This is a genomic window from Oceanobacillus sp. FSL W7-1293, from assembly GCF_037969815.1.
Lineage (GTDB): Bacteria > Bacillota > Bacilli > Bacillales > Amphibacillaceae > Oceanobacillus > Oceanobacillus oncorhynchi.
Genome location: NZ_CP150212.1, coordinates 3,529,070 through 3,554,878 on the forward strand (window position 1 = coordinate 3,529,070; position 25,809 = coordinate 3,554,878).

24 protein-coding genes are annotated in these 25,809 nt (G+C 38.5%); 3 read left to right on the plus strand and 21 right to left on the minus strand.

Annotated features, from left to right (window positions below; translation table 11 throughout):
• Window positions 1-6: 6 nt before the first annotated feature.
• The 10 genes from MKY65_RS17270 to MKY65_RS17315 form a co-directional block, all read right to left on the minus strand.
• A complete protein-coding gene (locus MKY65_RS17270; RefSeq protein ID WP_339178973.1) occupies window positions 7-804 on the minus strand; it encodes a PTS system mannose/fructose/sorbose family transporter subunit IID in 798 nt (265 codons plus the stop codon).
• Window positions 797-1,579 (minus strand): PTS sugar transporter subunit IIC, encoded by a 783-nt coding sequence (locus MKY65_RS17275; protein WP_193063640.1) that lies wholly within the window; start codon window positions 1,577-1,579, stop codon window positions 797-799. The genes MKY65_RS17270 and MKY65_RS17275 overlap by 8 nt, the downstream gene beginning before the upstream one ends.
• 12 nt (window positions 1,580-1,591) lie before the next feature.
• Window positions 1,592-2,017 (minus strand): PTS sugar transporter subunit IIA, encoded by a 426-nt coding sequence (locus MKY65_RS17280; RefSeq protein ID WP_339178975.1) that lies wholly within the window; start codon window positions 2,015-2,017, stop codon window positions 1,592-1,594.
• A gap of 14 nt (window positions 2,018-2,031) precedes the next feature.
• Entirely contained in the window at window positions 2,032-2,733 is a 702-nt protein-coding gene (locus MKY65_RS17285; protein WP_339185288.1) for a GntR family transcriptional regulator, read from the minus strand.
• A gap of 163 nt (window positions 2,734-2,896) precedes the next feature.
• The gene (locus MKY65_RS17290; RefSeq protein ID WP_212928784.1) at window positions 2,897-3,676 is read right to left on the minus strand and encodes a TIM barrel protein; all 780 of its coding nucleotides are present in this window, start codon (window positions 3,674-3,676) and stop codon (window positions 2,897-2,899) included.
• 271 nt (window positions 3,677-3,947) lie between these two features.
• Complete coding sequence (locus MKY65_RS17295) at window positions 3,948-4,754, minus strand: AraC family transcriptional regulator (protein WP_193063634.1); 807 nt, start codon at window positions 4,752-4,754, stop codon at window positions 3,948-3,950.
• Window positions 4,755-5,039: 285 nt separating this feature from the next.
• Entirely contained in the window at window positions 5,040-6,086 is a 1,047-nt protein-coding gene (locus MKY65_RS17300; RefSeq protein WP_339185290.1) for an SPFH domain-containing protein, read from the minus strand.
• Between the two features lie 48 nt (window positions 6,087-6,134).
• Complete coding sequence (locus MKY65_RS17305; protein ID WP_339178979.1) at window positions 6,135-6,920, minus strand: TPM domain-containing protein; 786 nt, start codon at window positions 6,918-6,920, stop codon at window positions 6,135-6,137.
• On the minus strand, window positions 6,917-7,945 hold the full coding sequence (locus tag MKY65_RS17310; protein WP_339178981.1) for a TFIIB-type zinc ribbon-containing protein: 1,029 nt from the start codon (window positions 7,943-7,945) through the stop codon (window positions 6,917-6,919). Before MKY65_RS17310 ends, MKY65_RS17305 begins: the two co-directional genes overlap by 4 nt.
• A gap of 11 nt (window positions 7,946-7,956) precedes the next feature.
• Window positions 7,957-8,466 (minus strand): hypothetical protein, encoded by a 510-nt coding sequence (locus MKY65_RS17315; protein WP_339178982.1) that lies wholly within the window; start codon window positions 8,464-8,466, stop codon window positions 7,957-7,959.
• Window positions 8,467-9,040: 574 nt separating this feature from the next.
• On the opposite strand from MKY65_RS17315, the gene MKY65_RS17320 reads away from it, so the two are divergent.
• The 3 genes from MKY65_RS17320 to MKY65_RS17330 all read left to right on the plus strand — a co-directional run bounded on the left by MKY65_RS17320 (window position 9,041) and on the right by MKY65_RS17330 (window position 12,008).
• A complete protein-coding gene (locus tag MKY65_RS17320; protein WP_339178984.1) occupies window positions 9,041-9,988 on the plus strand; it encodes an NlpC/P60 family protein in 948 nt (315 codons plus the stop codon).
• 343 nt (window positions 9,989-10,331) lie between these two features.
• Window positions 10,332-11,300 carry a bile acid:sodium symporter family protein gene (locus tag MKY65_RS17325; RefSeq protein ID WP_339178987.1) on the plus strand — a complete coding sequence of 323 codons (969 nt, stop codon included), beginning with the start codon at window positions 10,332-10,334 and terminating at the stop codon, window positions 11,298-11,300.
• A 141-nt stretch (window positions 11,301-11,441) separates the two neighbouring features.
• Entirely contained in the window at window positions 11,442-12,008 is a 567-nt protein-coding gene (locus tag MKY65_RS17330; RefSeq protein WP_339178989.1) for a GNAT family protein, read from the plus strand.
• A 15-nt stretch (window positions 12,009-12,023) separates the two neighbouring features.
• Here the strand turns inward: MKY65_RS17330 and MKY65_RS17335 are convergent, their stop codons facing one another.
• The 11 genes from MKY65_RS17335 to MKY65_RS17385 all read right to left on the minus strand — a co-directional run bounded on the left by MKY65_RS17335 (window position 12,024) and on the right by MKY65_RS17385 (window position 25,707).
• Window positions 12,024-12,689: a Crp/Fnr family transcriptional regulator gene (locus tag MKY65_RS17335; protein ID WP_339178991.1), complete on the minus strand. Its 666-nt coding sequence runs from the start codon at window positions 12,687-12,689 to the stop codon at window positions 12,024-12,026.
• A gap of 72 nt (window positions 12,690-12,761) precedes the next feature.
• The gene (locus tag MKY65_RS17340) at window positions 12,762-12,989 is read right to left on the minus strand and encodes a cation transporter (protein ID WP_339178994.1); all 228 of its coding nucleotides are present in this window, start codon (window positions 12,987-12,989) and stop codon (window positions 12,762-12,764) included.
• 32 nt (window positions 12,990-13,021) lie between these two features.
• Entirely contained in the window at window positions 13,022-14,923 is a 1,902-nt protein-coding gene (locus MKY65_RS17345) for a heavy metal translocating P-type ATPase (protein WP_339178995.1), read from the minus strand.
• A gap of 195 nt (window positions 14,924-15,118) precedes the next feature.
• Window positions 15,119-15,427, minus strand: a complete 309-nt coding sequence (locus MKY65_RS17350) for a hypothetical protein (RefSeq protein ID WP_339178997.1) — start codon at window positions 15,425-15,427, stop codon at window positions 15,119-15,121.
• Between the two features lie 72 nt (window positions 15,428-15,499).
• Window positions 15,500-16,204 (minus strand): hypothetical protein, encoded by a 705-nt coding sequence (locus MKY65_RS17355; RefSeq protein WP_339178999.1) that lies wholly within the window; start codon window positions 16,202-16,204, stop codon window positions 15,500-15,502.
• A 47-nt stretch (window positions 16,205-16,251) separates the two neighbouring features.
• A complete protein-coding gene (locus tag MKY65_RS17360) occupies window positions 16,252-17,088 on the minus strand; it encodes an ABC transporter ATP-binding protein (RefSeq protein ID WP_339179000.1) in 837 nt (278 codons plus the stop codon).
• Window positions 17,089-17,271: 183 nt separating this feature from the next.
• A complete protein-coding gene (locus MKY65_RS17365) occupies window positions 17,272-17,601 on the minus strand; it encodes a helix-turn-helix domain-containing protein (RefSeq protein ID WP_339179002.1) in 330 nt (109 codons plus the stop codon).
• Window positions 17,602-18,271: 670 nt separating this feature from the next.
• Window positions 18,272-19,972 (minus strand): SLC13 family permease, encoded by a 1,701-nt coding sequence (locus MKY65_RS17370; RefSeq protein ID WP_339179005.1) that lies wholly within the window; start codon window positions 19,970-19,972, stop codon window positions 18,272-18,274.
• Window positions 19,973-20,067: 95 nt separating this feature from the next.
• Entirely contained in the window at window positions 20,068-20,766 is a 699-nt protein-coding gene (locus MKY65_RS17375) for a response regulator (RefSeq protein WP_339179007.1), read from the minus strand.
• Complete coding sequence (locus MKY65_RS17380; protein WP_339179009.1) at window positions 20,763-22,376, minus strand: ATP-binding protein; 1,614 nt, start codon at window positions 22,374-22,376, stop codon at window positions 20,763-20,765. The genes MKY65_RS17375 and MKY65_RS17380 overlap by 4 nt, the downstream gene beginning before the upstream one ends.
• A gap of 1,018 nt (window positions 22,377-23,394) precedes the next feature.
• Window positions 23,395-25,707 carry a polyprenyl synthetase family protein gene (locus tag MKY65_RS17385; protein WP_339179010.1) on the minus strand — a complete coding sequence of 771 codons (2,313 nt, stop codon included), beginning with the start codon at window positions 25,705-25,707 and terminating at the stop codon, window positions 23,395-23,397.
• Window positions 25,708-25,809 lie beyond the last annotated feature (102 nt).

Below are 25,809 nucleotides of genomic sequence, written 5' to 3' on the forward strand. Positions count from 1 at the left end.
CTCTCCTTATATTGTAAATATTTTTAAATTATAAGCAATAATCCCAAGTGCCATTAGAATAAAGACAACGCGTGTTGAATTTAACTTTTTCTTACCCAGCATCCAATAAGTGACTGCAACAACAAGAACTGGACCTAGGGATGGCAAAATTTGATCAGCAAGCTCTTGTATAGAAAGTGTAACTTCCCCTTGCTGGAACTCATATCCAAAAGTTGCTGTAACCACCGTTGGGATAAGCGCACCTACAACGGTAATTCCAAGGATATTAGCAGCTTTTGTAAGATTCTTTAACCTGCCGCCTATTTCGGTTACGAGTCTCACACCTTCTTGGTATCCGGACCAAACAAAGAAACGCATGGCACCAAGACGAATAAATCCAAACACAATCCAAAGAATCAAACCGATTGGGTTTCCTTCAAGTGCTAAATAGGAAGCAATGGAACCTATGATGGTAGTAGGTATAACAAAGAAAAGCGTATCACCAATCCCGGCCAGCGGTCCCATCATACCTGTTTTTAATGAAGCGACTGCTTCCATTGATTTGATTCTTTTCTCTCTTTCAAGAGCTGTATTTACACCTAATATTAAAGGGGCCATCGTATTATTCGTGTTAAAAAATTGCATATGTGTCATGGCAACTGTTTTGCGTTCTTCGGGATCCTTATATAAATTCTTAAGTAACGGCAAAATACTGAAATAATATCCTAAGCCTTGAAACTTTTGATAGTTCCAGCTTGCTTGTCCAAAGAAAAACCATCTCCAAAATACTTTCTTTAACTCACGATCCATCTTTCGTTTACTCATCGCCCATCCCTCCATTAGCTACCGCAGGATCATTGTTATCATTATTTTTAGTGAACCGCTGATATCCTAAAATTGCCAGAGCTAGTCCAACAAGTGCAGCTCCTAATACAGACATACTTAAATATGCTGCTACGACAAATCCAATAATAAGATAAGGGATATTTTCCTTTACAGGTAAATATCGTAATAATATGGCTATACCTAGTGCAGGAAGCATTCCGCCAGCTACACTCAAACCACTCATCAGCCAATCAGGCATATAGTTCACGATAGATTCTACAAACCTTGCACCAAATACAAGTGCTAAAAACACGGGTATCATTCTAGACAGAGAAGTAGGAAGCAATCCCCATAACCCCATCCTGGCAGCTTTATCAAGGTTCCCTTGTTTGATAAAGGTCTCTGCCCTGTTTTGAAAATACGTGTTTGTAAATCGGGCAAGAACATCGAGCTGAACCATTAACAAGCCAATCGGGATCGCTAAGGATATCCCAAACTCAGCTCCTTCGCCTGAAAAGATAGCAAAAGCTGTACCAATCAATGCACCCGTCATATAATCTGGAATCGATGCACCGCCGAAATTTCCAACTCCAAGCACCAGTAAATTCAACGTCCCTCCGACAATCAATCCTGTTTGCATATCTCCAAGAATCAGCCCGGCAAAAAAACCTGCCATTGTCGGCTTAACAAATCCCATTGTTGTGTTGTTTCCATCATAAATTGCAAATGCTGCATACAGCGTTATTAATAATACTTGCCACCAGACAATCTCCATCCTTACTACCCCCTATTCATCTAAATCATTATTATTCAATTCAAGTGGATCCGCTTTAAAAATTGCACTTCTTGAAGATTCAATAACCCTATTAAGGTCAGAAATCATAAAATCAGTTTCATCTAAAAAGAGTGTTTCCAAGACTAGCGGCAGATTAACTCCGCTAATAACAAAGGCGTTTTGTTCCATCCCTAATTTATGTGTCAGCGCTACCGCCTGGTTGTAGGGCGTTCCCCCTTTTAAATCAGCAAGAATCACTATTTTTTTATTAGAACGCTTCCATTGTTCCAAATAAGATTCCAATTTTGAGGAAAAATCCTGAACACCAGCTTCGGTAAGTTCGATAATAGAAAGCTCTTCTTGTTCTCCGGTAATCATATCAACTGCTTTTTTTAGACCACCAGCTACTCCATGGTGAGATACTAACAAAATATTCATTTGTCCAACTCCTTTTATAAAGGTTCTATTTTATTGCTGAAATACTCCCAACGCTTATACGTTTCAATATATTCCACCACTCTTTTTTCCAGTAAGTACGTGTATCTGCGTATGAACGCAGTTGGTTTATCGCCTTCAATCTCAAGCAGCTTACTTTCCTCAGACGGCGTCGGGAAACAAATTTCTGTTATTTCTGTCGAATCTGCCTGGAAAAGATTAATTTCAAAATCATGTTTTATTTTTTCATAAATTGAGGAAAATGCTTCTAACTCTCCAATATCTTCCTTAATAAATTCAGATAAAACATAAGAGTATTGGACAAGCAACGGCACATCATCAATCATGCGTACGCGCTTGATTAAGTAAAATGGTTCCTCTTTGTTAATATTTAATTCTTTAGCTATTCGTGGATCTGTCATTCTTTCTACATTTAGTACTCGGACAGATTCTTGCTTCCCTTGATATTTTTCCTGATCAGAAAAACGCACTACTTTTGCTTTTTTCCCTTTGGAAACGTAAGTCCCTTTGCCTTGATAACGTACAAGATAACCTTCCTGTGTCAGCTCCTGTAAAGCCTTAATTACAGTAATACCGCTTACATTGTATTCTCTTTTCAACTCCGCTTCACTGTAAAACTTATCTCCTGGAAGAAACTTTCCGTTATTAATCTTGTAAAGAAGACTTTGCTTGATTTGCAGATATTTTGGAATAGAAATAAGATAACCTCCTAACTAGTTAATCAGTTAATATATTAAGTTAAAATAAAAAAATAATAGCATTGTTTTCATAAAGTTGATATCCATCCAATTCCCTACACCTTGCAATCAATCCAGGCATTTCATTTTGCAATAAGCTAGTATTTAAATTGATGTTTGTCCTTTACTTGGCGGAATATGATGTAATTATTGATTGAAGCACTTTTACATCATTCTTTAATTGTTCGATACTATCTTCTTTCACAAATTCCATCATTAAATAACGCATTCCTTGTTGCTTTTCTAGTTGTTGTAAGTACTTTTCCCAATCAGAAATACCTGCTGAAAAAGGATACACAATGACGTTATTTTCAACAAGCTGCCAATGAAAAACATGAACATGGCTAAGCCATTGTCTTACGGTATCAATACTCTTCACATTCTTATTCACTGTTTCAAATGGCGAGGGCTGCCAGTATAAGGAAACGTTTGAATGATTAATTTTCTTCATTAGCCGTATGGCACTATCTGCCGTATCTGTTAAAGTTCGGCCATGATACTCTAGATTAATATGAATTCCTTGTTTTTCTGCTAAATCAGCAATTCGTTTGGCATCCTCTATCACTTTTTCCCATTGTCTTTCTGTTGCTTCGCTTGATCCAATATTTCCAGCCCATACTCGTATGGCAGGAGCCGTCAATTTTTCAGCAGTATCTAAGATAGCTTCAAAAGAAAATGGTTGTTCCTTTACCCCTAGACGATAATAGGAACCATAAGAGATAATATCTATTTCTGCTTGCCGGGTTATATTAGCAGCATACGCAGCATGTTCTAAGTCACCAGGCGGAACATGAATATCGCCGCCCCATTCTATTCCTTGTATATCCGTATTTTTAGCAGCTTCTATTATTTCTTCTACAGATAAGTTTCTAAAGGTTACAGAACATAAGCCTATTTGAAACATCCTTTTCCTCCTCTCAAATTTATTTTTCTTTCCTGTTAGTCCACTAGAAAAAATAACTTACCGTTTTATAGCATCTAAATCGCTTCTATTTGTATGCTGTTTTTTAATAGCTTTCTTTTAACAACTTACGCTTATCATACGAAAAATTTTTTTAGCTGTCTTATTAAAGGCGGAATAAAATTCTCAATTTCGGAAATAAACTTTTGAAGGTGTATACCTTCTTTTTTTAAATAAACTAAAAAAAGAATATACTAAATATCAGCATATTCTTTCAGCTATCTGACTCCTTTGTATATTGATATTTATTCCTGAATTTCTGAGGAGAGATATTCGTATACGCTTTAAATTTTCTATAGAAGGTAGAAATTGCTTCAAAACCTACTTCAAAACAAATAGATGCAATATCATTATTGGTTTCCATGAGTAATTTTTTGGCAATTTCCATTCTTACTTCATTTAAATATTTCATCGGTGTCATATCATATTGATCTTTAAAAATCGTATTGATATGTCTGGTACTTATCCCAAGCTTTTGAGAATAATCATTGGCATCTCTAATTTCAAAATATCGTGTTTCGAGGTAATCTTTTAAACGTTCAGCCCGAAGCACATTTGCATCCGTAATATTTAATTCTTTTTGACTTCGAAATAAAATCAGCAATAATTCTTCCAGATAGATTTTTACAGCTACTACATTAATCAAATCCCCTTGTGCTTGCTCATAAAGCATCCTGCGAAGTAACTGTCTTACATTTCCTGCTTCAAATGGACTTAAATCAATTAACCTCGGATTGCTAAAATCCTGCATTTCTAAAACCTTTTGAATATCCGAATCCAAATGGAGCACATCAAACTCAAGCACAAGTACTGTCATTTTCCCCTCTGATGTAATAGAGTGGTCTGAATATGGCGGGATAAATGCCAGACTATCTTGAAAAAAAGTGTTTTTTTGATTATTAAATGTAATCTCTCCTGTATTTTCGAGAGCATAAAGAATCTGGTGAACCTTATGATGGTGTTTCTTTACAAGATTTCTATTCGAATGTTTATTTTCTTTTAAACGAATACGATATCCCATTATAACTGCTCCTTTGGTGTGTGCTTTCTTTAATTAATTCTTAGATGTAATACATTTTTTGTTAAATACTTGTAAACAAAATAGACTTTTAACGTTACGCTAAAACATAATAACTACTTTAAAATCATGTTTAGCATTAATTATTTTTTCTTGATTTTCTCATCTAACATTTCTGTTCTTTTACTACATTTATTTTATAGCATGTCATTTCATATCGTCCATCTAAAAAATAAGGATACTATCTCCTCCAAGACAGCACCCTTATTTTTAATCTATTTTTCGTATTTAAACCAGCTTATGTCCACAATTCCCGCAGAAATTCATTCCCTGTGTTTTACTTCCGCAATTCGGACAGAAGTTTGGAATTGATCCGCTTCCCTCTCCTTCATTCCCTGTAGAAGATTGCTGAGCCCCGGATTGCTGTTGCTGCTGACCTTGATTTTGCTGCCCGCCTTGATTGGACTGCTGCTGTTGATTTGCTGTATTTTGGTCATTCGTACCGTTCATCATTTCCTTTGCCATCTGCATTCCCATCATCATTCCGGCCATATCTGTTGCGGAATTGCCGCCATCTGATTTCCCGGAAGCAATCGCATCCGTCATAGCGACATCTTTATACCGTCCCATATCACCGATCATGCCATGCGAAGCAGTTTTTGTAATCATATCCTGGATTTCTTTTGGATAATTAAAGCTCATGATTTGAAAACCTTTAATCTCAAAACCATCCTGATTGACTTGCTTATCTAAATCCTCTTTGATACCCTCGCCGATTTCAAAGGAATTCGCCTGAAGATTAAACATATCCTTTCCTTCTCTGGTAATCCACTTCATTAATAATTGATCTAAAACAGCAGTAATTCTCAGGCGAATGTCTTCCACCAGAAAACTGTCTCTGACACCTGCGATATTATCTATCAGCTTCACATAATCTTTCACTGTAAACTGAAAGGTTCCATTAGCACGGATCGGTATACCGCCAGGAAGCTGTGGAGAAGGTATGTTTATCGCATTTTTTGTGCCCCATTTTACAGTAAATTGTTTTGTATTGACAAACAGCACTTCCACACGCATTCCGCTGTTAAATCCAAATTTAAATCCTTTTAAGGTAGATAAAAAAGGAATAATGTCTGATTCAATTTCATATTCGCCCTCTTCTTTAAAAACCCCTTCAATTTTTCCCTGGTTGAAAAAAATAGCATCCTGGCCCGGGCGAACAATTAATTTACTCCCTTTTTTTACCTCGTTGTTATTCCATTTCCAAAAGATCATATCATCACGAAATGATTCCCATTCAATCACATTTGCTAATTGCCCTCTAAAAAAGCCCATCATTCTGTTCATCCTTTCTTTATTTCAATAGCTTCATTCAATCTATTATTAAAACTTTGCACGTCCGGAAGAACGGGAATGTCCGCCGCCAGTTCTGCCTATACTGCCGCCTCCCCGGCCTCCGCCGCTGTTGTTCTTCTGTATTTTCGTTTTCGTAACGGTTTGACGTAAATATCTATCTGACTTGCTTTTAATTCTTGAATTATCTGCATCGAGATACGTACTTGCATTGGTTGTCACACGACCGCCCATATTAAAAATCATGGAACCTACAATAACTGCACCAATTATAACAGCAGCCAGCAACTGGAACCAAGTTTGAAGAAAAATACTGTCCGGGTTGATACTCGGGTTCACACCCATATATCGCTCTATCTTCTCAAAATATAATAAGCTGGCGTCATAATAATCGTTATTTCGTAAATCAGGAACTAAATCATCGGCAAGCTGCTGCGCACGCTCAGGACCAACATACTCTTCTCCCTTATAAAATCCGCTTACCGCAACATCTCTTTCTCCGGAAGGTCCGGAAAAATCAAGCCCCATAAATACCGTATCTCCATGTTCTCCATCATACCCGGGACCCTGCTCATCATAGAAGTCATCGATATATTTTTGGATATCTCTCCCGTCAGACTCATCCTTCGTCAAAATAAGAATATCAATCTCGTTCTCTTCACTATATTCTGCCGCTCTCTGCTCCAGATCCGTCCGTTCATTATCTGTAAATATGTTTGCATCATCATAGATATACTGCTTCTCTGCAGAGACTGCAGGCAGCATTAGGAAAGTTATAAGTACAAGCATACCAGCCGTAATTAAAAACTTCTTCATAGTAAATCACCGCCCAGCATCATCGCTATTGCTTTAAATAAAACAAAGGATCCGCCAGCAATGCTGGAAAACCAAAGCGCTGCCTTCGAATAACTCAGCGGCGGCTTGCCGACAATTTTTCCAGTCTGCCCATTCATTGCAAAGGTATGCTCCTGCTGGTCAAAATCGTAATATACCATCCAGACTGGCAGCAGGACATAGTAGCTATTTGCTTTCTTGGTGCGTATGTTTTTCTGTTGATAGCTTACAGAGCTGTATCCCCGGATGGTGGAAGCAATATACGTATCCATAAAACCTTGGATTTTTGCTTTCACCCGGTCAAATAATTCATCATCGGTATAATTATACTTTTCAGCTAAGTATCCTGCTAGATAAGGCGTTTTAAAATCCTCCAGCTTGTTATAATCATAAGGCTCTATTTTATCCATCAGCTCATCATTCATTTTTTCTGATGCATCGACCGGCACTTTTAAATAACTTATATCAATATCTCTATGCACCCGATAATACTTGGTTTCCGTATAACGATAATCGCCGCGCCGATACGTTCGCACTTTCGTTCCTGTTGCTTTCACGTCTACATCATTATCTAAATCATACATCCAAAATGGGACATACATTCCTGTAATATTTTTCACACGGTCCGCTGTCATAAAGCCCTTAGGTGTCAACCTGCCATTTTTACACCATTTTTTAAATGCTTCCATTGCTTCTTCTTTACTGATGGTAAATGGAATTACTTTCGCAGGTGCCAACTCCCCGGATAACCGGTCAGCAAGCACCACCCCGGCCCCGCAAAAACTGCATGAGGTCGCCGTCGTATCTGCATCAGTTAAAACAATAGCACCGCAATTCTCACAATGATATTCCTTCGCCTCGTCTTTTTCAAAGGACTGTGTGATATTCACATCATCATACGTATCGATATGCTCCTCATGCCCGCAGCTGTCACAGGCCAAATGTCCAGAAGCACTGTCAAATTCCATATCCGCCCCGCAGTTGGGACATTTATAATGCACTAGCATCCGTCTTCACCTCATTTTTCTGATCGTAATTCAAGCAGCGCCTCAGCTTCAACAAGCTCAAACTGGATCTTCTCTTCTTGTGCTGTAGTGTATTTCATTATCTCCGCTTCATTTTCTTTCGCAGAGGTCTCCCTCTCTAAAGCATCCAGCTGGTCAAAGGTTTCTGAAAATGTTTGACGCATTCGGTCATAACTTTGCTTGAAAGGGACCATTTGTGTTTCAAAATCATATTTTTGGCTTTGTAATTTTTCAATCTCTTTCTGTGCCGCTTCTTTTTGCATTTGAAATCTGCTTTGTTCATTTGCTTGTTCCGAGCTTTCTTCATATCTGGCAAACTTGTCTGCCAGTTCTTGCTGCTCTATTAGCTTTTCCTGTGTTCTGGTAATGTTTAGTTGAATAGTGTCTATTTTGGCGTGCATTTCCCGCATTACTCTATCCATTTCTTTTCTGCTTTTTTGCAGGTTTTGTCTGTTTTTCTTCGCTTCTCTTTCAGATGAAAAAAGGCCTTTAAAAAAACGCATTCTGAATCATCCTTTCTGCCTCGCTTAAATAATTGTACGTTTGAACTCCACAAAAGGTTTCACTGCCTTTTCAGAACGGTAAGGACGTTTCAAAATAATCAATTACCTTATAAGGATAACTTATTTTCCATTAAAATTCTAATAACCTTTTTAAAAATTTCGATTTCTTTTACAAGATTGTAATATTAATAGCTTTTCGAAATGAAAATGAAATGAAAAAACCGTAAATTTATCTGAAATTGTTGATAGAACTTGATTCGAAACCTGTCGATTGATGTAATATATTTTAATAATTTGTTACCGACCTTTAAAAATTTGGACACCTTCTTGTGATATCTCTATGTTACCTTGTATATAGTGAAAAAATAAAAGTTCAGCGAAAATATAGCTGAATCAGGTCTGGTTTGGTTTCAGTCTGTTATCTTCTGCTTCAATCAATTTGTACTCCCCTATATACAATACATCATAGAATAGGAGATTAACAGACGGCCATACCACGATTTGAGCGAAATCTTGCTACATAGGTTTCTGTTTTTCAACAAAATAATACAAACATTCTTAAGGAGGAATTCTTTTGGCACCATTGAATCTTGATGCAAAAAAATATGTTATTTCGACTGCGTTTGCTGCAACGTTAGCACTCACTCCGGTAGTAGGCTCCAGTGTATTAGCAAATGCGGGTGAAGGATCAACAGAAGGAGATATCACCTACGAAGAAAGCAGCCTCCCTGAAGTTCAAGAGGAACAATCTTCTGAAGAAACACCTTCTGCAACAGTTAACTCTTCTCTTGTTCAACAAGGTGATTCCGGTTCAGAGGTAGAAAATATACAAAGTTCATTGCACGATCAAGGCTATTCTTCTAGTAACGTAGATGGTATTTTTGGAGAACTTACGGAACAAGACGTACGAGATTTCCAATCTGATCAAGGCTTGCAAGAAGACGGTATTGTAGGACCAGCTACTTCAGATGCACTAGGTACTCCTGTTGAATCCGCTCCAAGCTCTGAAGAAGCTTCAGAGCCAGAAGCTGGTGAAGAGGAAGCAACAGAAGAAACAAGTGAGAATGACATTGTTATTGAGGAAGTCTCGAATGATTCCGGATCCGAAGACAATGTAGGAACACAAACTGGTTCTGTCAGCGGTTCTGACATCGTTGCAGCAGCTGAAAGTGCTTTAGGTATCCCATATCAATTCGGAGCATATACTCCGGGAGAGTCAAATCCATCTGCATTAGACAGCAGCGGATTGATCAACTATACGTTTGACCAAGTAGGCATCGATGTTTCCCGTACACACAGCCAAATGTGGGCAAATGACGGAGTGCATGTAGATTCTCCAAGCGTTGGAGACGTTGTATTCTTTGAAGGAACTTACGATACAGCTGGCGCATCTCACAGCGGAATTTACATCGGCAACAACCAAATGATTCACGCTAGCAGCGGCAGCGGTGCAATGGTTGTAGCTGATATGAGCGTTGACTATTGGCAACAACATTATCTTGGAGCTAAATCTTTCAATTAATAGTTTTAAAAAACAAGCGCAACCTGGCGCTTGTTTTTTTATGTCTGCTTTTTATTCTTTTCTAGCATTGAAAATTTTATATAGACTTTTTAAATTTTTTACGATATACTTGTCAACAATTTCTTAGAAGGATTTCCGAAAAAAAGGGATAAAGGAAGATTTTACATAAATATTATTTTCAGACTAATCCAATATTATTTATTTATCGCAAAGTTTGTACATTCTATTCCGTCTATCCAAACTTAAAGTTTATTTCTTGTCTATGCATACTCAGAAAATGTGCATCAAAATAAAATACGGAATCCTATTCTATTATATTGAAGTAAGGGAGTATTGTAGAAGTATGAAACTATTCATTCACATCAGTAATTTTTCGAATAAGTATTTTGCTTTCATAACCATTTTAGTTGCTGTTGCTGCCTTCTATATGCCCGGCGGTTTTAATTGGTTAAACAATTATATGACCATATTACTTGGAATCGTTATGTTTGGAATGGGGCTCACCATGACACCAAACGATTTTAAGCTGATGTTAACAAAACCTGTACCAGTTATTATTGGCGTTATTCTGCAATTCACCATTATGCCGCTGCTTGCATTTGGAATTGCAAAGCTTTTAAATTTACCGCCCGCTCTGGCAGCCGGAATTATCTTAGTAGGATCTGTTCCGGGTGGTACTGCATCGAATGTTATGGTATATCTCGCTAAAGGAAATGTAGCATTATCTGTTACGATGACATCTGTTTCTACCATGCTGGCACCAATTATGACACCAGTGCTTTTGTATCTTCTAGCTGGGCAATGGATTCCTGTAAATCCGTTTGCTATGTTTATTTCTATCATTCAAGTTATTATTGTTCCCATTGTGTTAGGACTTATCTTTCAAAGGTTCTTCCCAGTGGCCGTTGACAAAAGTATAGAAATTTTGCCGCTGATTTCAGTTATAGCTATTTCGGGAGTAGTGGCTGCAGTCGTTTCAGGAAACACAGAAAATATTGCATCTTCAGGAGCGCTTATTTTTGTCACAGTTCTCTTGCATAATTGGTCGGGACTTTTGCTTGGCTTCTTAGTTGCCACAGTGCTTCGTCTCAATGAAGAGACAAGAAGAGCAATATCCATCGAAGTCGGCATTCAAAATGCTGGATTAGGCACCACCTTAGCGAGCGCCCATTTTGCTGCACAGCCATTGGCTGCATTGCCAGGTGCTATTGCCGTTGTGATGCATGTAATCAGCGGGTCTATCCTTGCCTCCATCTGGTCAAAAATACCGGTGAATAATAGTAAAAAAGGAAATAAGAGAGAAATAGCTTAATTTGCTGAGGCTATCCTCGTGGAGCTGATTCAAAATGAAACAGAGGATACAGGTGATTGGAAAGTTGACACACCTTCCTTTTCAATCATTTTTCAAAAAAGCGATATCCAACAAAAATGAATGGAAAAGGAGATTCGTCCATTGCAATATACAGATAATAATCTAATCATTCGTACGATTGAAGAAAAGGATCTGCCGCGTCTGTGGGAGCTGATATTTAAGGAAGAAAAGCCAGAATGGAAAAAATGGGATGCTCCCTATTTTCCGCATCAGGCAAAATCATATGAATCTTTTTTAACAGAACAGGCACATTGGGTAGATTCTGAAAATTATTGGGCTGTAGAGCTTGATGGTCATATTCTTGGCACGATTTCTTATTATTGGGAGCACCAGCCCTCCTGCTGGATAGAGATTGGTATTGTTTTACATGAGGCAGCATCCTGGGGAAAGGGAATCGGCACCCGTGCTTTGAAATTATGGATCAATCATCTTTTTAATCAGCTTCCTTTAGTACGTATCGGTTTAACGACTTGGTCCGGCAACGAGCGGATGATTCGGGTAGCGGAAAAACTCGGGATGCAAATGGAAGCACGAATTCGCAAGGTCCGGTATTATCAAGGTGAATATTATGATTCCATCCGCATGGGGATGCTGCGGGAGGAATGGGAGCAGCAACATTACAGTGACTACAAGACAGGTCTAATTTAAGGCCTGTCTTCTCGATTACAACAAACGATTTTCCAACTCCTTTTTATCAAGCAGTTTTATCATACTTCCCTTTCTCTGAATAAGCTCTTCCCCTTCCAGCCATTTTAATTTTCGAGATAGTGTTTCTGGTGTCGTTCCCAAAAAAGAAGCCAGTTCCTTCATCTTCATTGGAATCTCTACTTGCTTGGATGCTGCAGTTTTATATAAATCAAGAAGATACGTCATTAAACGATTTTCTACTTTTTCCATCATTAAAAATTGTGCCTGCTGCTCTGCCTCCATCAATTTTTTGGCATTGATTTCTAACAGCTTCAAGCTTATTTGCGGGTATTGCAATAGTATTTTTTGAAAATCCTCCTGTTTTAGCAGGCAGACTTCTGTTTTCTGCATTGCTTCCCCAAATAAATTTTCATTTTGGGCTCCAAGCAGCAATCCTTCTCCTTCATAGCCGTTCGGTCCGACAACTCTTAATAATTGCTCGCGGCCAGTCGCTGAAAGCTGATATACCTTCATGTTTCCCTGTGCAATCACAACTAATTGCGGATTCTCACCAGGCGTAATAATATGTTCACCCTTTTCAAAAATATGGTGCTTTACCAACCGGTTAATTATCCTTTGATCTTCTAAATCTAAATGCTGAAAAAGCGGTACTGCAGCTACACATAAATGCTCTTGGCTCACGGCGATTCCTCCTTTTCAACATGGCAGCTTTATCTAAGCAGATAAAGCTGCCATGTTATTGTCTTTCCTCTATTATACGCTTTGTACTTTTGTATTTTCTACTGTATAGCCCAGCTTTTCGATGACTTCTGATAATTTATCCGCAGTTGTTTCCTTATTATTAATTTCTGCTTTTACCTTACCCGCATGAAATAAGACATTCACCTTTGCCACGCCTTGCTGCTTCTGAACAGCACTTTCGATTTTTTGAATGCATGACGGACAGGTTAAGCTTTCTAATTGAATCGTTACTTTTTCCATAAATAACTCCTTCTTTCCTTTTATTTATATTTCTATCGTACTTCTAATGTTTTATTTTGTACTTGATAGCTATCAAGTTTTTCATCTTTTGTATGATAACGTAATAAACGCATGCCGTTGATAACTACTGCCAGAATACTTAATTCATGTACCAGCATACCGCTGGCCATGTGGATATATCCAAAAATCAATCCGATGAGGAGAAAAACCACCGTCCCCACTGCAATGATGATGTTTTCCTTCATATTGGCTGTTGTTTTCTTTGTTAAACCAAAGGCATGGATCAATTTTTTAAAATGAGAATGCATTAGGATAATATCAGAGGTTTCCACTGCTATATCCGTCCCGCTTCCCATCGCAATTCCTGCATCAGCTAAAGCAATAGAAGGACTGTCATTCACTCCATCTCCAATAAAAGCTACCGTTCTTCCTTCTTCTTGAAGCCGTTTTATAAAGCTGGACTTATCCTCTGGAAGAAAATCCCCATGAACCTCCGTTATCCCCAATTCACTTCCTACTATTTCTGCCGTTGTCTGATTATCTCCTGTCAACATTACAAAACGCTTAATCCCCATTTGTTTTAAAATACGCAACGTTCTTTTTGCATCTGGCCGAACCTGGTCTTTGATACCAATCAGCAGTGTTAATTGACGATTGATTGCTGCAAATACGGTAGAATTCCCGGACTGTTGAAGGTGAAGTAAATCCTGTTTTGCCTGGTTATTTATCCAAACAGCATGGTTCTCCATAAGGGTCTGATTGCCAATCATTATTTCCTCTGAACCGATATGTGCAATAATTCCTTGTCCTTTCACAACTTCTGTTTTATCAATTTTTGCATATTCGGTTTTCCCCACATATTCTAAGATTGCTTGCCCCAATGGATGCTCCGATTCTCTCTCCACACTTGCAGTTAACCGAAGCGCTTCTTGCAAATCATCCGTATATGCTTTCGCTTCAGAAACTGCCGGTTTGCCACTAGTTAATGTTCCAGTTTTATCAAATATCATCGTATCTGCTTTGCTGAATGCAGCCATCAATTCTCCGCTCTTGATTAGAATGCCATTTTTTGCTCCATTGCCAATTCCGGCAACATTGGAGACTGGGACACCAATAACCAGTGCTCCCGGACATCCTAAAATTAAAATTGTAATTGCCAGATGGACATTCTGAAAAATCAAACCGACAATAAACGCAAGCAACAATACAATCGGCGTATAATATTTGGCAAACCGATCCATAAAACGTTCTGCTTCGGATTTATTATCCTGTGCTTCTTCAACGAGTTCAATAATTTTTCCAAAGGTCGTGTCTTCTCCAATTTTTTCAGCTTCTATCTTCAACGTACCATTTTCTAAAATTGTACCGGCAAACACTTTCTCTCCGATTGCCTTCCCTGCTGACATGGATTCACCTGTCACACTTGCTTCATTGATATAGCCTTTTCCTTCTTGAATGATACCATCCACAGGAATTTGAGCTCCTGTCTTAACAAGGAGCAGATCCCCTTTCGCCACGTCATCAATATGAATTTCTTCTATGTTATTATCGTTGATTCGTAAAGCGCTGGCGGGAGCCATTTTAGTAAGTTCCCGAATGGCAGAGCGTGTTTTTTCCAATGTCTTTTGTTCCAATAACCCTCCGAATAAAAATAGAAAAATAACAATAGCAGCTTCACTGAATTCACCGATGATAAACGCTCCAGTAACAGCAATGGATACTAACAGTTCAATACTGATTATTTTTACTATCAGTGCTTGATAGGCTTGGATAAATATCGGCGGAATACCGATAATCGCAGCCATTGCCATTGCAAGGGAATATCCCGGATCCCAGTCAAATAAAAATTTTGAAATAAATGCTGAAACAATCAACATTCCGCTGATAAGGACAACAGGATGCTTATGTTTCATTAAAAATTGCTGCAGCTTCATTTTCTCTCCCCCTCTCCGATTACACTGTCATTTTATCGTGAAAGGAAAAGAAAAGAATTGATGCTTATCAAGATAGGAAAAATCCTTTTGGAAAATGATTATTTGTACAAATAAAAAAAGCACCTCGAAAGATACTTTCTTTACATAACATATACCAGAATAATTCCAAAACAATGGGCTGTTGTGAACATAAAGCTACAAAATTCCTTTTGTTATCCTCGTTAATACTCTATGAAGGAAATCTAAACTAAAAAAGAGGACGAAAGCTATCATTACAAAAAATGCAGCCAAACGGAGAAATGCAAATGGGATAAAACTGACCAGCCAGTTTCCAGCATAGTATATTAGCACAAATGCTATCGCAATCGTTACCAAGTAGGAGATAATAACACCCATTATTTGAACATAATGAAGTTTTGAATAGGTTGCTTTCAGCTCTTTTCTGTTTTTCCAAAAATTAAAAGCGAATAGAACTACACTCAAAAAAGAAAATACACCAGCCAAGATTCTCCTCCTCTGCTTCCATATTATAAGTCTCCTGTTGCTTATCCAAACGGCTTTCATTTTCCTAGCGAATCAGCGTCTTTTATTTGCCATCACTAGAAACAACAGCATCATAATCCCAGTATAAATCAATATCCATAAAAAGGGAAAGCCCGATAAATGGGCCAGATTTTCTTCCTCCCATTGAAATAGCGGCTGCTGAGTAATCGTGGCCGGTGGAATAATCCATGTCATATATTTGAGAGATGCCGGTAAAGCATTCTCGATACCAAGTGCAGCAATGGAAAGAATGACCGTCAGTGCTAAACCGCCATAGGCATTGATGGCACTTTCCATCATTACGCTGCTGAAAAAGGCTGCTATACAAATTCCGAGCGCAGCCAATAGGATATGATTCACTATCGATACGAAACCAACTGTCATGGATACAGAATCAGAAAATAGATGAAATATAATCGGATAAAAAAAAGCAAACACTGCCAATAACAAAGTAATCAGCCCAACGGCTGCTAATTTTGCTAAATAGTACCGATAGCCGCTTCTCAAATTTAAAATCAGCAGCTGTCTTTGTACTGGTGAATCCAGAGACAAGACGCTCATGCACAGCCATGCAGAGATCACAAACAAAAATAATGCCGTAATCGCATAGCTATCGACAATTGGATTCGGCTTATATGTATAAAAAACAGCGATTAACACAATAAAGGTGGAGACCGGCGGAAAATATTTATGAGAACGGATATAATCATGCAAGCTGTATTTAATGACTTCTTTCAAATAAATCTCTCCTTATATGTAAAACGAACAAGCACACATTTTGTTCTTCATTCCTTATTAAAATCGATGTTGCCGACATACTCCACCCTACCCTGCAATTTAAGAATCCTGGACAGAATCTGATCGCTATTTTCTGAGTTAACATATAGCAGCATGCTATTCTCTCTTCTTTCTTTATGTAATATTTCGTTCCATTCCTGCACATCTTTATCCTTTAAACCCTTCACTTCAATGAGCTTAACAGCATCTTTTTCCTGAATTCTCTCTTCTGTTAAACGCCCAGCTTTTATGTAATAGGTTTGGTCAACAATCTCTTCGAAAACAGGAGCTTCATGATAGGTTAATAGAATGCTTGTTCCTCGTTCCCTTAATTCACCTAGAATCAAAATTAATTCCTGCTGCGCGGGAAAATCGAGCCCGGATAACGGTTCATCTAAAATCAGCAGCTCCGGCTGCGGAAGGATGGCTTGAATAATACCTACCTTTTGGATATTTCCTTTAGATAGCGTGCTAATTCGCCGGTCACTCCATTTATCCAATTGAAACCGATGCAATAATGATGAAATACGCTGCTTGATCCCGTCCTCCGAAATACCGCTTATCCTTCCGGTATAATGCAAATATTCATTTGGTGTAAAACGAAGATAGTTTGGGAACCGTTCTGGTACATACCCTGTCCGTATATTCTTATCAGCATATACGATCTGCCCTGAATCCGGTCGTTCTACCCCTGCAGCAATACGTAAAAAGGTGCTCTTTCCGCTGCCATTTCCGCCTAATATTGCAATTATTTGCTTTTCGTTCATGCTAAGTGACATGTCGTATAAAATAGTTTTCTTTCCGTATTTTTTGTTAATATGTCTTAGTTCAATAAGTTGTTTCATGTGATTCTCCCTGCCAAAACATTTGGTATATACTGACATACTCAATTCTATCCTTTTATAGTTCCTTTGCTAAATGATATATGTCCAATTGATTTTATCATTTTAGTTGTCTATTTTCTAACAATTGAATACAAAGAATAACTCTTGATAAATTCCATCACAACTGCTGAAAGATTTACTGACTTAATTACCTTTTTCTTGCCTCCATTTATTAAATTCTAGATATTCTCTAAAATGTTCTTTTGAAACACCAGATTCCATTGCTTCTTTCACAATCTTCACCCATTCACTATCTAACTCGGTTTCGTCTATTGAATTGTTTTCAATTATCAAATCTTTCACAGATACCTCTAAAACTTGGCTGATTTTCCCGATAAATTGGATGGAAGGGTTTGTTTGAAGGTTACGCTCGATAGAGCTTAAATAGGATTTTGCTACTCCTGCCTTTTCAGCAAGTTCTGATAATGATATTCGCTTTTCTTTACGTATTTGTTTGATTTTTTCACCAATCAAGCTCTTCACCTACTTTTTCTGAAAATTATATCATAATATTGGCGAGGAGTACTATTGTTTTTAAATGTGATCTTTTCATATAAACTTGTGAAAGAAATACTCACTACACTATAGATAATGCAATCTCTTCAAGCTGGATGTATGTGTTTTTCATCTTTATTTGTAATAGGCTTCGAGTATGCTGTTAGTTCAACTGCATTCCTTGAGATGAAGACTGTTACTGTATTTTTTCATTTCCATTGTTGTCATGAACTCCCTTTCTATTTTGTAGATTAAAATGAAAAATATACAACTCATCCATTCATTCTCTTTTGTAAGCGTGTAGACTACTGCAGTTACATTTTTTCTGATATTTAGCTCATACTACCAAAATGGAGGGAGGTATTTGAATGAGTGTAGATAAAGGAAAAAAGAAGAAGAAAAAGAATAAAGAAGAATTAAATGCCATGAAAGGCGGGAAAGAAAGACATCGCAGAAATCGTTCTTAGGTTAGTATATAAGAGGAAGGTTTAACCAGTGGGAGATTTACAGGCGAGCTAAATCAAGATTATTTCATCTTTGAAGCTATATAAAGTAACGAAAGCCTCCATGAATTGACATTCAAAGAGGCTTTCGTTAGTGTCTATCATCATGTAAGAACTGAAAATGCTGCTTTTATGAACATAATCAGTCAATTCCCTCCCAAGAATTCATTAGGAATAGAAGTTAAATCAATTCCCCAAACTATTGGAACAAAATAATACACAGCCAGAATAATAATAACGGTTCCTACAATATTGACCCAGAATCCGGCTTTGATCATCTCAATAATCTTCAGCTTCCCTGTCCCGAAAATAATGGCATTAGGCGGAGTTCCGACTGGCAGCATAAAAGCACAGTTTGCTGCCATCGCACATGGAATCATCAGGGCAAACGGATGAATATTTAAAGCAACTGCCAATGCTCCCACTACCGGCAAAATCATTGTCGCTGTTGCTGTATTAGATGTAATCTCGGTCAAAGCCATAATCATCAAGGTTGCTGCTGAAATAATTACAATTAAATGGAAACCGTCTAAAACAGTCAGCTGCTGCCCCAGCCAGTCAGATAAACCTGTTTGTGTAAAGCCTGCGGCAATTGCCAAACCGCCCCCAAATAGCAGAAGTACACCCCATGGAATATCGCGAGAATCCTTCCAGGATAAAATACGTTCTTCTTTTTTTGCTGGAATGGCAAATAATAATATTGCTGCAACTACTGCAATCATCCCATCAGAAATCCCTGGAACGTTAACAATGCTAAAATTTCCATCTGTCCACAGGAAGTCTCTTGTAATCCACATAAATGCAGCAAAAACAAACACTACTGCGACCATCTTCTCTTCATAGCCTGTTTTCCCCAGTTTATTTCTTTCATTTTGAATTAATTCTTTTCCTCCAGGCAGCTGCTTTATACTTGTTTTAAATGCTACTTTACCCAAATATAGCCATGTAAAGAAAATCATAAAAACCACTACTGGAAAGGCAAACAGCATCCAAGTTGCAAAAGAAAGGCTGACACCGAATAATTCATCCAGCTGACCTGCCAGAATAATATTCGGAGGGGTTCCAATCAATGTTCCCAGACCACCAATCGTCCCTGCATAACCAATCCCGAAAATAAGTGCTTTTTCAAACTTTGGTAATTCTTTTTCTTCCGGCTTTCCTTTTAAAACACTTGCTACCTGCACAGTTATGGCCAGCCCCATTGGAATCATCATCATAACAGCAGCAGTATTGGAAACCCACATAGAAAGAAAACCAGTTGCCGCCATAAAACCAAGTAAAATCCGCTGTACACTTGTTCCGATCACGGAAATAATAAAGAGGGCAATACGTTTATGCAAATCCCATTTTTCCATTGCTGTTGCAATAAAAAACCCGCCTAAAAATAGAAAAATAATATCATTTCCGTAAGCAGAAGCTACATCTCCACCCTCCATTGCTCCAGTAATCGGGATCAATATCAATGGAAGGAGAGAAGTTGCCGGGATGGGCAGTGCCTCTGTAATCCACCATGTTGCAATCCACAACGTTGAAGCGAGAACTGCTTTCCCTTCAGTAGATAATCCTTCCGGCTGAAAAAACAGCATTGTCAAAACAAATAATAGCGGTCCCAAAATTAAACCAATCATTTGTGCCTTCGAATAAGGTGTTTTCGGCGGTTCGTTACCTGTGTTTTTAGGTTGCCCCTGAACCGTACTATCTTTTGCAGAAACTTGCTTCCTTTCTTCCGCATTTTTTTCCTTTTCAGCAATATTTTTATGGATGGCAAAAATATTTAATAAATTCTTTGTACGTTTATGCTGTCTCCAAAGTTCGTTCCATGCTGACGTTACATAGTTCATTCTCATACTCCTCCCCTTCATTTGAAAACGCTTACCAAAAGTGATTACTCCTATTTTCATCTATTTTCTTATGTTTGTATATATTTTTTAACTAACCGAAACTAGAATTGACGAAAATTGTTTTTTCCTGTTTGTGAAAGTTTATACTGCTGCAGCGGACGTCCAAAGCTATGATAAATCACATTTTTTTCAAGTAATCTTTTTTCCTCAAAAAAACGTAAATATTTACGCAAGGATACATGGGAAATATTTGCATAAGCACTTAAATCTGCTGCTGATAGCCAATCCTCATGCTCCATCATGACTGTTAATATATTTCGACATGTTTCTTTTGTAATTCCTTTGGGTAAGTCATCTGGTTTTAATACTGTCTGTTCACGAGGATGGAATAAACGGTCCACCTCTGCCTGATGTACCTTTCCTTCTGTCATTTTTACGGTCTGCTTGTAACGTAAAAGGGACTCTTGGAAGCGTTCGAAGGTAAATGGCTTCAAAAGATAATCTACGACCCCATAGCGATAGCCTGTTTGTAATGATTGCTGATCATTGGCAGATGTGATTAAAATTATGTCCACATTGATTTCTTCTGAACGGATTTGTTTTAATACATCCAGCCCATTTTTCTCCTGTAAATAAACATCGAGTAAAATCAAATCAACATCAGGCTGTCTTGCCAGCTCAATACCCTCCTCGACCGTTTCCACACTCCCTGTACAGCAAAATCCATCAATTTTTTCAATATACTTCTGATGAAATTTAGCAATAAGCGGTTCATCTTCAATAATAGCTATCCGTATCATTGTGAATTATTCCCCTCTTTGTCGTTCCATTCATATGGCATCGTAATTTGTAAACAAACACCTGCGCCAATCTCAGATTGAATATGATAATTTCCATTGCCTGCTTTAACTGCATTAATCATAATCGTCATCCCGTAGCCGCGGTTCAATCCTTTTGTCGAGTAGCCTTTTTCCAGAATAGAAGGTAAATCCTCGACATCAAAACCTTCTCCATTATCACGGATTTCATAGAATAACTCTCCGTCAAAAACATCAAAAATCAATGTGACCTTTTTTTCTTCCTGACCGACCATCGCCTCGACTGCATTTTCCAGGCTATTTCCAATAATCGTAATCCAGCGGTCAACAGCTGTTGGATCAGAAAGGCTGGGCCATTTATTTTCTCCTTGTATATCTACATCGATTTGAAGCTGTTCCAGGCGTTCCAATTTGGTCAATAAATATCCTGCAATAGCAACATCATCAATATGAGCGGAAATGATTCCCGTTTCCCGCTGATAGATCATGGAAAGACTATCTACATATTCCGCAAGCTCCTCATAGGATTCGGTATAGACCATTGCTCCGATAATATGAAGCTTATTCATAAACTCATGCGTTTGCATCCGCAGCGTATGAGCATAGGACTCTACTCCAGAAAGCTTCTTCATCATGGCGTCCAGCTCATTTCGATCCCGGAAAGTGACAAGTGCCCCGACATTATGTTTATCCACTTGAAAGGAAACACTGTTCGTGATCATTTCTAACTCACCGAAGCGGACAGCTTTATCGTACACAGCCTTTTCCCCGTTTACGAATACTTCCAGTGACAGTTCAGGCCAGATTGCACTTATTTTCTGCCCAATAATATTTCCATAATGCCCGGCACGCTCCAGCATTATTTCTGCGGATGGATTCGCAATAATGATGTGACCGTCTGCATTGATTGCGATAACTCCTTCACTCACGCTGTCAAGCATTGCTTCCCGTTCCTCCATCATATAGGCAATCTCCTGAGGCTCCAGATTAAACAACGTTTTCTTCAGCCTTCTTGCTAAAAGGTAAGAGCCTGCTAAACCGAGAAGAAGACTTACAGCTGTTCCGTAAATAGTTATCTTTACACTATCCCATACAGCCTGATTGGTAACTTCTGTGGAAATCCCGACAGAAATCGCTCCTATCTGCATCCCTTCTTGATTATAAACTGGTTCAAAAGCGCGCATCGACGGTCCTAAGGTGCCAACTGCCTCAGACGTATAGCTTTTTCCTTCAAATACTTCATCGATATCCCCGCCGACAAAATGTTCTCCAATCCGCTCTGGAACAGGATGCATCAGCCGGATTCCTTCCATATTCATCAACACGATATATTGCAGATCATTATTCTCGCGAACCTCGGCTGCAATAGCGCGGAGCTCTTCATCAGCCTCCCCTTTTGCGAGTGCATCTGCAACGACAGGCATGCGGGCAAAATGACTTGCACTCAAGCTCGCTTTATCAGCAAGCGCTTCCTTTGTATCTGCTGCTTGATTATAACCGATAAGCAGCCCTGTAACAAGCAGTGTCAAGCAAATCAATCCGCTGGTGAACAGCAGCATTTGAAGCATGAACGGCATGTCTTTTTTTCGCATACCAGCTCGTCCTCCTCCCTGTTCAGCAAAACTGCTTCTCTTTTTACAATTGTACAATTTTTATTCATATCAAGGAGTGCGGCTTTCCCAGCACACTCCATAACTGTTCGTATATTTAAAAATAATAACACAGATTCGAAAGTACGAACGTAAATCAGCTATATTTTTCATTGCTTTCTGTTAAAATTCGATACGCTATGAAAATAGGCACTGTTCATTCAAATTGTTAAAAGAACTAACTATGTAATAAGAGCTTGATGTATTTTTTCACAGGAGATATAACAAGAGATTTTTTGATTTGATATACTAAAGTTCTACCCCTAAACCTTGCAGATATCTCTTTTTCCTGTTCAAAAATATTTTCCGATAAAAAATGCTGATTATCCAAATCCAGAGTCCTGTCCATAGGATTCCTAAAAAACCAAAAGGATGATCAAAGATACCACTAACTACATAGAGCACAGACAGCAGGTTCATGACCGTATATATAACTAAAAATGCATAATTTAAATATAGAATTGGGCCAAGGTCTTTTTTACGAATTTTCCCCTCTGTAAGCAGTTGTTTATCTTTTTTCATTTCAGCAAAGGCTATACTGTAAGGATATAGCAAAAAGTGTTTTAATCATTGCATTGATTGATAGTTCCTCCTTTTCTAATACTTCGGTATATACCACTTTCATTCTCATTTATTTCCAATCCAATCACATTGTATCGCACAACTTTTCAAAATCCAATTGCTTTTATTTCTCTCCTATTTTTAATAAAAATTCCTAAAAAAACCAAGAATACCGCTTGTTCTTTAAAACTTCGGTGTTCTTGCCAAAGAGATGTCCGCTACGGGAAGCAGAGTGTATTTCTGGGGTTGCGATTACTTACCCCATGAAATCCGTTGGAGCGGATATATTCAGCATTTTTTTCTTTCTTACTCTTTAAAAAAATCCGGATAATCTTCACATACAATAAATCGTGTGTAAAGATCATCCAGATTTACAAAGCAGATAGCAATGCGGGAAAGCTCAATGATTACGCAAAATTAAATAATCTAACAGCTGATAAAAGAAATCAATATCCGGCAGCGTTGCTAACTCTTTTCTGGCGGCCATGTAGTGCCTCCACATTTCTTTCTGTGCTTCTTCCTGGCCAAGGATGGACACAAACGTCGAGCTGTTATTTCGCTCGTCTCTTCCCGGCTGTTTGCCTAACAGCTTCGCATCCCCCGTTATATCTAATAAATCGTCCTTGATTTGAAAGGCAATGCCTGCGTGGTACGAGAAACGCTGGACTGCCTGTTTCCGCTCGTCCGATTCTCCAGCCATAATCATCGGCATCATCAAGGCCGCTTCAAAACCAAAGGAGGTCTTATAAACCGATAATTCTCTCAGCTCATCCAGCGTTAATTGCTTTCCTTTTGCCTGCAAATCCAAAAATTGTCCCTGACACATGTTTTGGGTGGTCCGGGTGGAATAAGCAATAAGCTCCAGCAGCCTGCCAGGTTCTTGATGTTTGATTACAGCCTGCTCTTCTACAGCGCGCTGTGTTAACCAAAGTCCAGTCAGCTCCGCCGTCGCATGATTATATTTCTCATGCAGCGTCTGCTTGCCTCTTCTTTCAGGTGCATTATCCTGTGACGGCAAATCATCAAAAATAAGCGAGGCGGTATGCATATATTCTATTGATTTTACTAAGGGCAGGACCAAATGGTCTGGAAGACGAAGCCCTTCTTTTGCCAGAACCCACGTCATCATCGGGCGTAAACGCTTGGCATTGCCTGACAGGCTGTCGTTTGCCGCTTCTTCTAACGAATTTTTCGCTGACTCAAAGGGAAGCTGTTCTTCTACTTGTTCTTTGATTCCTTTCATTTTCGATACAAACTGGTTCTTTAATTGCTGATTTTGTTTTAATGTATCTAAAAATTGATCACGGATCCATTTATCAAAGAATGCTACGTTGTGCGTACGATGTACTGTTTTCTCTAAAGCTTTGTCAAAATTCGGATCAAAGGAAAACTGCTGCATCAATTTCTGATAGCGTTCTTTTCCCAATCTTGCCTTTAGCCGTTTTAAACCGTTTATTGCCCTGTCCAAAATAACATCTCTTATCTCCGGCTTTCCCGGATAGAGCTTATGAATAAAATAATAAATAACAGACCAATACATGGCAAAGGGATTGATTAAATTAGAATTCTGTTCACGATACGTCACAAAATACGTATACGGCGTGACATTCCTATTCGTCAGGTCTTCATCTAAATCTGTTAAATCATCCGCAAGCTGGTTATACATCCCGTAATGAAACATATTTGCTTCGATGTTCTCAACCTCTGAAAAAGGCTTAAACGAACGGATAATCAGTCTGGAGGAAGCCGATTTTAAAATAACAGATGTATACAGGTCTTCATTGGTATACCTGTCATTATCCAAATGCTTTTGCCTGTCCAGTTCCTGTGCTTCGAAAAATAAATACGCATTTTCCAGGAAAAGTTGTCTATTCTCCTCCGGCTGGCAGGACTTTAAATAATGAAATGCTTCCGACAGCTCCTGATGCACAGCAGAAATGAATTCCCAATGATTCTTCTGCCAATCGTCAGCTTTTACTGGAAGCACCTCCCCTGTGAATAACGTCTGCCGGATAAAATAAGCGAAAGTCTTCTTCTCCGATGCCGTTAACATATCCGCATCCAGCACATCATCAATCAGCGGATAGGTCAATCCATAATAATATCCTGTACGAACAGCCTGATCTAACAGCTGCCTCCTCCGATCTTTGGACAGTTCTCCATCCAATTCTTCCAATTCATGCATAACGACACCAGCAATAATCTTCATTATTTTTCGTTTCGCTTCTTTTTTATCCAAACCATCCGGAAGTATCGCGGAGACACGTTTAAGTTTATCCGACACCCAGAAGAATACTTCTTCCAGCGATTCTTTTTGTGCCATTTGGTAAAGCTCTGTCAGATGGAACGGCACTCGCTGCTCCTTCTGATTCAAGTAATTTTTGACGCCTTCTGTGACAGCAGTTATTCTGTTCTGCATTGCTTCAGAGGTAATATCCCTTCCCAGGTCACGAAAATAAATGTACGAAATACTTCGATGCAAATAAGCATCAAGCTGGCCTGATTTCGCTAAATAAGAAATAAATAATTTGCTTGGCTGCTGCTTCCAATGATCTATATTTACCCATGTTTTCTTTTTATCTTGTTGATATTGATGAAGCGTCTCTATCAAGGCTGACGCAAAATTCTCTTCTTGTATTTGAGCCTGCAGCGTTTGAAAATATGCTTTTGCCTGCTCTTGCTTTGTCTGAAAATAATCTTTGTCCATCTGCATGTTCCGTCCTCATTTTTTTGTTAAGTAATTAAGTATACCACGATGTTCCGTACACAATAATGATGCAAGTAAAACTTAACAAAATCTTTACATTGGTTAAAA